The organism is Brachybacterium sillae, from assembly GCF_025028335.1.
GTDB lineage: Bacteria > Actinomycetota > Actinomycetes > Actinomycetales > Dermabacteraceae > Brachybacterium > Brachybacterium sillae.
This window is the reverse complement of record NZ_JAFEUW010000001.1, coordinates 653519-665185: the sequence shown is the minus strand read 5'-3', so window position 1 is coordinate 665185 and position 11667 is coordinate 653519. Positions and strand designations below refer to the sequence as shown.

The following is an 11667-nucleotide window of genomic DNA, read 5'->3' as shown; positions in this document are numbered from 1 at the left end:
CGACACCGGATGCCCGCGAGATGGTGCGGGTGGAGCAGATGACGAAGCGGTTCTCCCTGCGGCACAACCGTTCCCTGAAGGAACTGGTGTTCTCCGCACTGCAGCGCAAACCGCTGGGGGATACGTTCCTGGCCCTCGACCATGTCGACCTCTCCGTCCGGGCGGGGGAGACGGTCGGGCTCATCGGGTACAACGGCTCCGGCAAGTCGACCCTGCTGAAGACGATCAGCGGGGTGCTGTTCCCCGATGAGGGACGCGTCATGTTGCGAGGCCGCGTGGCGGGCCTGATCGAGGTCGGTGCCGGTTTCCATCCGGACCTCTCCGGCCGTGAGAACGTGTACCTCAACGGCGCGATCCTCGGGATGACCCGCGAGCAGATCGATGCCCGGTTCGATGACATCGTCGCGTTCAGCGAGATCGAGCAGTTCATCGACACCGATGTGAAGTACTACAGCTCGGGTATGTTCCTGCGGCTCGCCTTCTCGGTGGCGGTGCACACCGATCCGGACATCTTCCTGGTCGACGAGATCCTCTCCGTCGGCGATGAACCGTTCCAGCGCAAATGCATCGCGCGGATCCAGGAGCTGCAGGCCCAGGGCCGCACCATGATCATCGTGTCGCACGAGCTGGACATGCTCGAGCGCCTGTGCTCCCGCATCGTCCTGCTGCGCAAGGGCACCGTGGTCTTCGACGGCGACCCGGAGGAGGCTGTGCGCACCCTTCGCGCGGAGGGCTGACACGCGGTGCGCCAACGGGTGTGCGGTGGAGTGCCGGGCCCGTGGATCGTCGTCTCAGCTCCCGGTGCCCGTCGGCCGAGCCTCCCCAAGCCCCTCCAGGCCCTCATCGCGTCGGGAGCGGTGGGACAGACCCGCGGACGGGCCGATGATCACGCCCCCCGCGGCCCACACCGCGAGGGCGGCAGGGAGACGGTCCAGGCCGTCCTCGTCGACCAGCAGCAGGGGGCGCCCGTCCGCACCGACCGCGGTGGGGACGGTCGAGGTGTCGGGTGCCGGGCCCGACCATGCCGGCAGGGTGACCATCAGCCGGTCAGGGGCGGAGCGGACCTCCTGCGCCCAGTCCCGCGCGAGCGGCGGCAGCTCCCCGCTGTACTGCGGTGCCAGGGAGAGTGGCTCCAGCACCAGCAGGTCCTCGGCGTCCTCGTGACGCTGCGGATGATCGGTCGCGACCACCTCGCCCTGCGCCGGGTCAGCCTCCGGATCGGTGTCGGCGGCGCCGAGCACGACCTGTGCGCCCAGCGACCACGAGGCGAGGGCCAGCACCATCCGCCGCCAGTGGGGCGGCAGATCCAGCTGCACGGTCGCACCGGGCGCGAGCATGACCTCGTCGTGCAGGTGACCGATCGCCTTCGTCACCCAGTTGGCGAGCACGTGGCCGGACAGCTCGATCCGCCCGTCGGCTCCGTACCAGACGAGGGCCGGTCGCGGCCCCAACCCTTCCCACACCCGCAGCAGATCGTCCCCACGGCGCAGCGTCACGGTCGTCATCGCGCTCCCTCCTCACTGGCCAGGTGCACCTCGATCGGGGGCAGCGGGCCGGTGAACTCCTCGGCCCGCAGGGCGGAGAGCACCCGCTCCCGCAGGGCCCCGGCCGCCACCCAGCCCGCGGCACCGGAGGCGACGGGCACGATCCGCAGCAGGATGCTCTCGCCCGTCGGAGTGCACTCGACCCGCTCGAGACGGGCGTCCGCGACCCCGCGGGAGGCGACGTCGAGGGCACGGGTGAGGCGCACCTCGTCGGCCTCCGGATCCATCTGGGCCACCGGCTCCTCCTCGAGGGGGATGCCCAGCGCGTGCCAGACGCTCTCCAGGCTGGGACGGCGGAACCAGTCATCCGGCCCGACACGGTTGAGCTCCCGCCCCGACACCTCGGGGCCGTGCACCACCTCCCCAGGCAGGCCCCGCAGCACTGCTGCCGGCACCCCGGCAGTCTTCCCCTTGACCAGGTCGGCGGCGGCGGCGCACTCGTCGGCCAGCGCCCGCACCGTCACGATCATGCGACGCCCGCGGGTGTCGTCCGTGCCGCGGAGGTCCTGAAGAGCCGCGAGGCCGCTCGCTCCGAGGGCGATGTCGGAGGCGCCGAAGCGCCAGATCCTTGAGACCGTGTCGGTGAGCACCACCCCCACGCGCACCCCGAAGGCCTCTTCGAGGGCCTGACGCAGGGTGGCCGCTTCCGCGTCCGGATCCTCCGGCAGAGTCAGGAGGCCATTGGGGGAGTTGGAGGCGTCGATGCCGGCCGCCGCCATCACCGGCCCGGAGACGGTCTCCACCACCGAGGTGATGACGCTGCCGTGGCGACGTCGCGCCACCAGACGGGTGGTGGCGCGGCGCAGGGCCGCGTCCTTCTGTGCCGGGTCCACCACCAGGCCACGCGCCTTGGACACGATCTTGGTCGAGACGCACACGACGTCCCCGTCGTGGAGTCCGACGCCCTCGTGCAGTGCGGCGACCAGTGCCGTGCCGAGGTCCATCCCCGAGCTCACCTCCGGCAGGCGCGTCACCGGGATCACATGCAGACCCCCGTCGGTCGCAGGGGAGGATGGTCCGTCCTGGTGGCGGGGCACTGACGGCATGGTGGTCCTCCTCGCTCCGCCCCCGGGCCGGGTGGCGGGCGCTTGACGCTGCGGAGTTACACCGGTGTACTTTAGTGGCCGAGCGGCCGGGCAGGGGCCCGCCGCGACCGCCCGGAGATCACCCCAGGAAGGACGACGGTGCCGATGGACCGCCATGCCGACGACGCGCGCCGTGAGCTCACCCTGCTGGATGTGAGCGGTCTGGTCGACGCCGATGACGACAGCCTCTCCTGGCATGAGCGGGCCCTGTGCGCGCAGACCGATCCCGAGGCGTTCTTCCCCGAGAAGGGCGGGTCGACCCGAGAGGCGAAGAAGGTGTGCGTCTCCTGCGAGGTGCGCGCCGAGTGTCTGGAGTACGCGCTCGAGAACGATGAGCGCTTCGGCATCTGGGGTGGCCTCTCCGAGCGTGAGCGCCGCAAGCTGAAGCGCCGCGCGGTCTGACCGGCGCAGCCCGTGACCTCTCGCCACGTCACTGCGGTCCTCCTCGCCGATGGGACCGGGGGGCCGCGTGCCCTGCGTGACACCCTCGAGGCGCTGGCGCTGCAGAACCGCTCTCCCGAGCGGGTCCTGGTGGTTGTCCCCACCTCCGCTCCGGAGAGCACGGAGGAGCTCCTCGACGATGCTCTGATGTCCGGCCGGGTCGATGACGTGCTGCGGGTGAGCGGGCGGGCCACCGCGACTGTCGCGGTGCGGGAGACCCTCGATGATCTGCGTGCACCCGGGGCGGACCATGCTGTCCGCCCTGCGCCCGCGTCGGTTGCGGTGAACGTGTCCCGTGACGGCGGTGCCGGGGAGGAGGACGCGCCCGCTCCCCGTCGGGGCCGCCGCCAGCGTGAGGTCGATCCGGAGGAGGAACGCCGGCGCCTCGTGCGGGAGGCCCAGAGCGCCGCGCAGGTGCCCGTCCGTTTGCGCGCCTCGGCGGGGGCCGCCCCCCGTCGGGCCGCAGGACGCCGCGCCGCCGGTGACGACTCCTGGATCTGGTTCCTGCGCGCGGATTCCGCGCCCGGCCATCGCGCCCTGTCGGACCTCATGGACCATGTGGCGCAGTCCCCGACGACCGCCGTCGCGGGCCCCAAACATGTGCGCCACCGGGAGGCCCCGGACGAGGGCCGCACCACGACCGCCGATGATGCCGATGGCCTGATCGACGTGGGTATCTCGCTCTCCCACGGCGGCCGCATCGTCACCGGTACCGATCCCGGGGAGATCGACCAGGGACAGTCCGACTGGCGCGAGGACGTCCTCGCCGTCACCTTCAGCGGCATGCTCGTGCGGGAGGAGACCCTCGCCCGCCTTGACGGGTTCGACCCGGCCCTGACCAGTCCCTGGGCGGAGATCGACTTCTGCCATCGCGTCTGGCGTGGGGGAGAGCGTGTGGCCGTGGTGCCCTCGGCGCGGGCCATCGCCGCCCCGCCACAGCGGCCGACGGCCGCACACGCCATGGAGCACCGTCGGGGCCGACTGCTGACGGTCCTCAAACACCGGACCCTGCCGATCGCCCTGCTGACACTGCTGTGGTACCCGCTGCTGACCATTGGGCGGATGCTCGCGGCGATCATCACCCATCAGCCGCGTCTGGTGTGGGTGGAACTCGTCGCCTGGGTGCAGGCCATGCGCTCGGTACCCGCGGTGCTGCGCCGGGGAGGGCGCGCGGGCCGGCAGGCCCGGGTGCCGCGCCGCCGCCTCGCCCCGCTGTATCTGCCGCCCGGGGCCGACCTCCGCCAGCATCTGGATGCACTGTGGACCCGGGCCTTCTCCGACGACGAACGCTCCCGTCGGATCCGACGCACCACCTGGGGCATCGCCGGCACCACCCACGGCGCCGATGACGCCGACTACGGTCGCCACCTGGTGTGGACGGCCGCGGTCGCGCTGGGCTCCGTGGTGCTGGGACTGCTGACACTGCGCGGGGCCCTCGGGCGCGGTGAGTTGCGGGGGCCCCTGCTGGTGGCCCCACCGCAGGACTGGCATTGGACCGCCCAGGCGGCCTGGTCCGGATGGGTGCCGACGGGGCTGGGTACCCGCGGACCGGCCGACCCCCTGGTGCGTCTGCTCGGCCACCTCCCCGTTCCCGGACCGGCCCTGGTGGAGGTGGTGCTGCTCGGGGCGCTTCCCCTGGCAGCACTGACGGCCTGGTGGGCGGCCGGGGCGATCACCCGGGCCGTCGGTGCCCGGTTGGTCCTCACGTTCCTGTGGGCGGCGGCGCCGCCGCTGCTGTCCGCCCTGACCCTCGGTGCCTGGCCGCTGGTGCTGGTGCATGTGCTGCTGCCGGTGCTGGCTCTGGCCGTCGGGCGCGCCATCGGGCTCGTGCACAAACTCTCCCAGGCCAACGTGGGAGCGGCCGCGGCTGGCGGCCTGGTGATGCTGGTCATCGCGGCGGTCCAGCCGGCACTGCTGCTTCTCGTCGCGGCCGCGCTGGGGCTTCTCGCCCTGGTGGTGCCCGGTCGGCGGGTGCGGCTGCTGTGGGTGCTGGCGCCCGCTCTCGCTCTCCTGCTCCCGTATCTGCCGGTGATCCTCGGGGCGCCGCGGATCCTCCTGGCCGTCGCAGGTGGTCTCGGGGCGCCGGTCCCACCGCAGACGGTGGACCTGGCCACGCTGTGGCCCACGCCGGCGCCGTCGTGGGAGTCGCTCACGCCGCTGCTGGGGGAGGGGGTCGCTGCCTGGGCCCCTCGTCTGATCCTGCTCCCGGCCGTCGTCGCCGCCCTCGCCGCGCCGTTCCTGGCGGGTGCCGCCGGGACCGCGGGCCGGTGGGGGCTGTCGATCGCCGGTCTCGGGCTGGCCACCGCGGCCCTGGTGCAGGGCGTTCCCGTCGCCGTGACGCAGGGGCAGGTCCGCCCGCCGCTGCTGCACGGGATGCTGTCCGTCGCCCTCCTCGGTCTGCTGGTCGCCGCCGCGGCATCGTTCGACGCCCTGGCCCGTCGTTCGGATGACGTCACCGAACGCCGGCGCCACCTCACCGCGGCGGTCGCGGGGCTGCTCGCCGCGACCTGCCTGATCGGTCTGGCCGGATGGGTCGTGGACCTTTCGGCGGCCTCCGGCCTGCAGCGCATGGAGGGGTCGACGGTGCCGGCCGCCGCCACGGATCCCGGTCTGTCGTCCGCGCGCAGCCGGGTGCTGCAGCTGTCCCAGGATCGTGACGGAACGGTCGAGACGAACCTGCTGGTGGGTGACGGCTCCGACACCTTCATTGAGCATGCGGCGGTGCGGGACGCCCGAGTGCTGGCAGCCGGTGGCCTCGCCGAGGACCTCGGCCGTCGCACCGAACTGCAGGCAGCGGCCGATGCCCTGGTCGGCACCGTCGACGCCGACCCGACGGCTCTGCGATCACTCGCCGTGGCGTACATCGTCGTCACCGGTGATCCGGCCGACAACCCCGAGTTGATGGGGGCCCTGGACAGCTCCCCGCTGCTGGAGAAGGTCACCCAGAACTCCCGGGCGTCGATGTGGCGAGTGGTCGACCCGGCCCCCCGCGCCGCGATCGTGCCGGTCGACGGCTCCGGGCGCGCCGCCGGGGATCCCCGCAGCACCGTCCTCGTGCCCAGCCGTCTGGTGGATGCCCGCACCACGGTCTCTCCGGAGGAGGCTCCGCGCCGCCTGGTCCTCGCGGAGCGGCGCGACAGCCGCTGGCAGGCCACTCTCGACGGGCGCCCGCTCACCCCGGTCGAGGATGACGGCTGGCAGCAGGCCTTCGAGATCCCTGCCGGGCAGGGTGGGGATCTTCGGGTGCGGGTGAAGGACCCGGTCGAGATCCCCGCGCGGATCCTGCTGTGGGGTGTGCTGCTGGTGACGGTGCTGGTGGCGCTGCCCTGGCGCTCGCGAGTGCGGGAGACCATTGAGAGGGAGGCCGATGAGCAGGCCTCGACGCAGGAGGACGGCCGATGAGCGGAGCACAGCACCCCGTCGACGGTCGATTCACCGACCGCCCGGACGCTGGTGGCCGCCCTGACGGCAGTCGCGCCCTGCGACGGCGCTCCGCGGCAGACCCCGCCACCGCCACCGGCCCGGTCGCACCGGGTCGCCGTTCCGGCCGCCTGATCCTCGGGGCGATCGCGGCGGCCGCACTGCTGGGGGCGGGCGCCGCGGTGGCGCTCACGCCCGTCGCCGAGCTGAGTGCCGTCGCGCCCGCGGAGCTCACCTCCCGGCCCGCCGCCGCCACCGTCGGTTGCCCCGGGCCTCTGAGCCTGCCCGAGGAGCTCACCCGCACGGGTGGGGACAGTGCCCTGGGCAGCACCGCGCCGAACCCGGCCATCGCCGTGCGGTCCGTCGCCCTGGATGGTGACTCCTCCGTCCTCTTCGGCACCGCGCAGGCCTCCACTACCCGCTCCAATCGTGACGGCACCGCCAGGGTCCCGACCATTGCGGCGACGACCACGGAAGGGCAGGAGATCGACGCCCCGGTGGAGACGTCCCCGCTGGCGGTGGCCGTGCAGACCATCCCGTCCGTCCAGGACGCCGCGCGCGTCGACCTGCGCGACTCCGGTGAGGCCGCCGCCGTGGGTGACGTCGTGCAGCAGACGACCACCTCCACGGGTGACTTCCGGTCCCGATCCCTGACCCGCTGCCAGTCGCCGAGCACCTCCGCCACGTTCCTGGGAGTCGGCACGGCCGCGGGGTCCACCACCACGCTGGTGCTCCACAACGATTCCGACCGGCCCGCCACCGCCTCCGTCCAGGTGTTCACCGCAGACGGACCGGCACAGATGGAGGGACGCTCGCGTGTGGTCGTGCCCGCCCACACCACGGAACAGGTGGTGCTGGAGTCCGTCGTGCCGGGGCAGGCCGCCATCGGTGTGCAGGTCGACACGGTCGGCGCCCCGCTGCGGATGACCCTGCAGGCCACCGAACGGGAGGGCCTCACCCCGCGGGGTGCGGAGATCCTCAGCGCGATGCCGGAGCCCGAGGCCGACCAGATCCTCCCAGGGGTCGTGGCGCGCGCGGGCGGGCCCGCCCCGCAGCTGGTCCTCATGAACCGCCGCGGCACCGATGTCCCGGTGACCGTCCGTGTGCTCGGACCGGCAGGACCCGTGAACCTGGCCGCGGTGTCGCAGCCCGTGACCGTCGCGGGCGGCACCGTGCAGCAGGTCACCCTCGAGGGCCTGCCGCCGGGCGACTACAGCGTCGAGGTCACCTCTGCGGAAGCGGTGGACGCTGTGGTGCGCAGCAGCGTGGCCGGATCCGATCTGCCGGGGTCGACAGTCGACGCGCCCCTCGATTTCGCCGTCGCCACCTCGGCGCCGCGTCTCGACGACGGAACCGTCCTCGCACTGTCACCGACCGGGCCCGACGGCCGGCTGGTGCTCAGCACCACCGAGGCCACCACCGCCACGCTCGTGCCGCTGGGGCCGGACGGTGCCGCCGGAGAACCCGTACCGGTGCAACTGCCCGCCGATCGCGCCGTGACGGTGCCCTCCACCGCGCTGGTGACCACGGCCGGACCCGCGGCCGCCCTCACCCTCGTCCCCGGCATCCCCGGGACCGTCACCGCCGCATGGGTGCAGGACGGGGGGACGCCCGAATCCTCCGGAGCGCTGCTCAGCAGCGTCACGGTGCGGCAGCGGATGCAGACCGGGGAGGGAGAGCTGACGCTGCGCAGTCGCTGACCGCGCCCGCTCACGGTCGGTGCTGCGTCGACGACACCCGACCCGCCCGGCCGCAGGGCGCGGGTCCGCTCAGTACTCCCAGGCCCCCGGATCCACCTGTTCCGGGTCCATCGCCAGCAGCGACCCCACCTGCTCGGCCAGCACCTGGCGCACCAGGATCTCGAGCTCCGCGGGGGAGGTGCTGCGCGTCTCGATCGGGCGGCGGAACAGCACGATCCGTGGCGGGTGCTCGCGATCCGCGGGGAAGAGCCGCGCCAGGGGAACGGACGCCGGCTCCCACGGGGCCGGATCCGAGGGAGGTACGTCCTCCACGGCGACCTGCAGATGCTCCAGGCGACGGCCGAACCGTTCCAGCAACGGCGCGGTCGCGTCCAGCACCGCCTCGTCGAAGATCTCCCTCCGGGTGCGGTACCCCGGCAGCGGCGGCGGGATCAGATGCCCGCGCAGACCCCGTCCATGGCGGTCCCGCCGGCGCCGAAGAGAGGGCCCCGGGGGAGTGAGGTCACGGGAGTCCATGGCGCGCCAGCCTAGTGGCCCTGACGGGGAGTTGCCGCGGCGCCGCGTAGAATCGCTGGAGTGCCCGCTCGAGAATGCTCCCGAACCGCGTGCAGCCGACCGGCGGTGAGCACGCTGACCTACGTGTACGAGGACTCCACCGCCGTGCTGGGTCCCTTGTCCGCGCAGGCCGAACCCCACAGCTACGACCTGTGCCGGGACCATGCCGAGCGTCTCACCGCCCCGCGCGGCTGGCGCCTGCTGCGCGTGCCGGGGGAGGCCTCCGCCCCTGACGACATCTCCGCGCTCGCGGCCGCCGTCGACCATCGACTCGACCCGGGGGTCACCACCCCCGGGTCCCCGACCCCGCCCCCGCCGTCCGGCGCCCCGCGCCGCGGCCTGCACGTCGTGAGGAGCCCTCGTGACTGACACCGCCCATCGCCCCGCCCCGGATCTCTCCGGGATCGTCAAGGCCTACGACGTGCGAGGCGTCGCCGGAGAGCAGCTGACCGTCGAGGTGGCGCGCGCCCTCGGCGCGGCCTTCGCGGATCTGCTCGACGCCGCCCCGCTCATCGTCGCCCATGACATGCGGGTCTCCTCCCCGGAGCTGTCCCGCGCGTTCGTCGAGGGTGCGGTGCGGCGCGGATCCACGGTCGCGTTCGCGGGTCTCAGCTCCACCGATCAGCTGTACTGCGCCAGCGGCTTGCATGACGCCGCCGGCGCCATGTTCACCGCCTCTCACAACCCGGCGCCCGACAACGGCATCAAGATGTGCCGCCCGGGGGCCCGTCCCATCGGGCGCGACACCGGCCTGCAGGAGATCCGCCGTGGCGCGGAGGCGTACCTCGCGGCGGGTGAGATCCCGGAGCGGGCGGGTGGGTCGCGTCGCGACGTCGACACCCTCGAGGACTACGTCGACACCATGCTGCGGCTGGTCCCGATCCGCGGGGACCGGCGCCTGCGGGTGGTCGTCGACGCCGCGAACGCCATGGGTGGCCACACCGTGCCGGCTGTGGTGCGGCGCCTGCCGACGCTGGAGATCATCCCGCTGTACTTCGAGCTCGACGGGACGTTCCCGAACCACGAGGCGAACCCGCTGGACCCGACGAACCTGCGGGATCTGCAGGCGGCGGTGCGCCGGGAGGGCGCCGACCTCGGCCTCGCCTTCGACGGCGACGCCGACCGCTGCTTCGTCGTCGACGAGAAGGGCGACCCGGTCTCGCCCTCCGCAGTGACCGCGCTCATCGCGACGCGGGAGATCGCCCGTGCCCGCGCCGAGGGGGAGGACCGTCCCGCGGTGGTCGCGAACCTGGTCTCCTCCCGCCACGTGCAGGAGGCCATCGAGGCGGCCGGCGGGCGACGGATCCGCTCCCAGGTGGGTCACTCGCTGATCAAGGCGCTGATGGCGGAGAACTCCGCGATCTTCGGCGGTGAGCATTCCGCCCACTATTACTTCCGGGATTTCTTCTTCGCCGACTCCGGCATGCTCGCCGCCCTCCACGTGCTGGCGGCGCTGTCCGAGACCGAGGGGCCGCTGTCGGAGCTCGTCGCCGAGCACTCCCCGTATGTCTCCAGCGGGGAGATCAACTCCCGCGTGGAGGACGCCCAGGCGGCGCGGGATCTCGTGCGCCGACACATGGAGACCCGTGGCGGAGTCCAGATCGACGACCTGGACGGCATGACCGTCACCCACTGGGACGACGCCGGGGACCCTGAGCAGAACTGGTGGTTCTCCCTGCGCTCCTCCAACACCGAGCCGCTGCTGCGACTGAACGTGGAGGCGGCGCAGCAGGCGACCATGGAGCGCGTGCGTGACGAGGTGCTCGCGCTGGTGCGCGGAGGGATCACGCCGAGCGGGTCCCCCGCCGTCACGGACGCACCGACGGACCGCCCGGCGGGTGTGGCCTCGGGCGCCCCGACGGGGGCGGATCTTCCCGGATGGGCCCGCGAGAGCCTGCGCTGCCCGCACTGCGGTGCGGAGCTGGAGGACGCCGCGGCGTCCCTGCGGTGCCGTGGCTGCGACCGCTCCTATGACGTGGTGGGCGGCGTCCCGCGGCTGCTGCCCCAGGACTGAGACTCTGGAGCCGTTCCCAGCAGGGCATCCTCCTGGGCGAGGGTGCGGCGCAGCCGCGCCTCGTCGCGTGCCGACCGCAGCGCCAGCACCGCCTGCAGGAACTCCTCCGGTGCGGTGCCCGGAGGCGGCGCCGGGGACACGAACGGGACGGCGCGGTGGGTGAGCTCACGCCCCCGGTTCCGCCGCGACTCCGGGTTCAGGTCGGCCGCGCGGGGCAGGAACGTGCGGATCTCCCGCGCCAGGTCCAGGGGCAGCCTGCCGACCTCCGCCGTGCGGGCCCAGGCCTCCAGCGACGGCGGTACCTGCGGGCGCGGGCGCTCGGCCACCCGCAGACGCTCCTGGATGACCATGGTGCCGGCGAGCATGTCACCCATTCGGCGACCCTTCCGGTCGATCATCGCGAGCAGCAGCGCCAGCCCACCGGAGGTCCCCCAGATCTCGAACACCGCGGCGACCGCCCGCAACAGGCTCTGGCGGCCGTGCACCGGTCCGCCGTCGAGACGCACCACCCGGGTGCCCAGCAGCAGGCGCCCCAGGGAGCGCCCGTCGGTGAGGGTCTCCACCACCAGTGGCAGCAGCACGAACGCCGCCACCGTGAGGAACACCTGGGCGGCGGTGCGCACCAGGTCGTCGTCGAACTCCAGCAGCGAGAGCGTCCACAACCCGAGCGTGAGCAGACCCAGCTGAACCACAGCGTCCACCAGGAACGCCAGGATGCGCGCGGGGAACGCCGCGGGCCGCAGGTCGAGGCGGACGGCCTCGCCGGTGACGACACGGTCCTCGACGATCGATGAGGCGGTCATGCCGCCAGTGTGCCGCGGCCGGGGCCGTCGGCGGATCCGACGAGGGTCGGTCGCCCGGGACGGCACCGGCGACTTTCGTCGCAGGACAGCGGCGCGTCGCCCGCC

Annotated in this window: 10 protein-coding genes; 6 read left to right on the top strand and 4 right to left on the bottom strand. The window is 73.2% G+C overall.

The window, feature by feature from the left end; translation table 11 throughout:
- Window positions 1-20 precede the first annotated feature (20 nt).
- Window positions 21-737 carry an ABC transporter ATP-binding protein gene (locus tag JSY14_RS02995; protein WP_259559518.1) on the top strand — a complete coding sequence of 239 codons (717 nt, stop codon included), beginning with the start codon at window positions 21-23 and terminating at the stop codon, window positions 735-737.
- 54 nt (window positions 738-791) lie between these two features.
- Here JSY14_RS02995 and JSY14_RS02990 read toward each other — a convergent pair whose 3' ends face one another.
- Window positions 792-1505, bottom strand: a complete 714-nt coding sequence (locus JSY14_RS02990; protein ID WP_259557279.1) for a TIGR03089 family protein — start codon at window positions 1503-1505, stop codon at window positions 792-794.
- Entirely contained in the window at window positions 1502-2590 is a 1089-nt protein-coding gene (gene cofE, locus JSY14_RS02985) for a coenzyme F420-0:L-glutamate ligase (protein WP_259557277.1), read from the bottom strand. The genes JSY14_RS02990 and cofE overlap by 4 nt, the downstream gene beginning before the upstream one ends.
- A 144-nt stretch (window positions 2591-2734) precedes the next feature.
- On the opposite strand from cofE, the gene JSY14_RS02980 reads away from it, so the two are divergent.
- From JSY14_RS02980 to JSY14_RS02970, 3 genes are read left to right on the top strand one after another with little or no spacing between them, the layout of a single operon-like run.
- Window positions 2735-3031, top strand: coding sequence for a WhiB family transcriptional regulator (locus JSY14_RS02980; protein WP_259557276.1), 297 nt, complete (start codon window positions 2735-2737; stop codon window positions 3029-3031).
- Window positions 3032-3043: 12 nt separating this feature from the next.
- Window positions 3044-6472 carry a glycosyltransferase family 2 protein gene (locus JSY14_RS02975; protein ID WP_259557275.1) on the top strand — a complete coding sequence of 1143 codons (3429 nt, stop codon included), beginning with the start codon at window positions 3044-3046 and terminating at the stop codon, window positions 6470-6472.
- Window positions 6469-8190 (top strand): DUF5719 family protein, encoded by a 1722-nt coding sequence (locus JSY14_RS02970; protein WP_259557274.1) that lies wholly within the window; start codon window positions 6469-6471, stop codon window positions 8188-8190. The genes JSY14_RS02975 and JSY14_RS02970 overlap by 4 nt, the downstream gene beginning before the upstream one ends.
- A 69-nt stretch (window positions 8191-8259) precedes the next feature.
- Here the strand turns inward: JSY14_RS02970 and JSY14_RS02965 are convergent, their stop codons facing one another.
- A complete protein-coding gene (locus JSY14_RS02965; protein ID WP_259557273.1) occupies window positions 8260-8706 on the bottom strand; it encodes a metallopeptidase family protein in 447 nt (148 codons plus the stop codon).
- A 105-nt stretch (window positions 8707-8811) separates the two neighbouring features.
- Here JSY14_RS02965 and JSY14_RS02960 point away from each other — a divergent pair, with 105 nt between their 5' ends.
- Entirely contained in the window at window positions 8812-9114 is a 303-nt protein-coding gene (locus JSY14_RS02960; protein WP_432803595.1) for a DUF3499 family protein, read from the top strand.
- On the top strand, window positions 9107-10759 hold the full coding sequence (locus JSY14_RS02955; protein WP_259557271.1) for a phosphomannomutase/phosphoglucomutase: 1653 nt from the start codon (window positions 9107-9109) through the stop codon (window positions 10757-10759). The genes JSY14_RS02960 and JSY14_RS02955 overlap by 8 nt, the downstream gene beginning before the upstream one ends.
- Here the strand turns inward: JSY14_RS02955 and JSY14_RS12375 are convergent.
- On the bottom strand, window positions 10714-11562 hold the full coding sequence (locus JSY14_RS12375) for an RDD family protein (protein WP_285892241.1): 849 nt from the start codon (window positions 11560-11562) through the stop codon (window positions 10714-10716). The genes JSY14_RS02955 and JSY14_RS12375 overlap by 46 nt on opposite strands.
- Between the last annotated feature and the right edge of the window lie 105 nt (window positions 11563-11667).

Bases quoted from the DNA above. Each gene is read 5' to 3' on its own strand.
- JSY14_RS02995 (WP_259559518.1), top strand. From the start codon at position 21: ATGGTGCGGGTGGAGCAGATGACGAAGCGGTTCTCCCTGCGGCACAAC.
- JSY14_RS02990 (WP_259557279.1), bottom strand. From the start codon at position 1,505: ATGACGACCGTGACGCTGCGCCGTGGGGACGATCTGCTGCGGGTGTGG.
- cofE (WP_259557277.1), bottom strand. From the start codon at position 2,590: ATGCCGTCAGTGCCCCGCCACCAGGACGGACCATCCTCCCCTGCGACC.
- JSY14_RS02980 (WP_259557276.1), top strand. From the start codon at position 2,735: ATGGACCGCCATGCCGACGACGCGCGCCGTGAGCTCACCCTGCTGGAT.
- JSY14_RS02970 (WP_259557274.1), top strand. From the start codon at position 6,469: ATGAGCGGAGCACAGCACCCCGTCGACGGTCGATTCACCGACCGCCCG.
- JSY14_RS02965 (WP_259557273.1), bottom strand. From the start codon at position 8,706: ATGGACTCCCGTGACCTCACTCCCCCGGGGCCCTCTCTTCGGCGCCGG.
- JSY14_RS12375 (WP_285892241.1), bottom strand. From the start codon at position 11,562: ATGACCGCCTCATCGATCGTCGAGGACCGTGTCGTCACCGGCGAGGCC.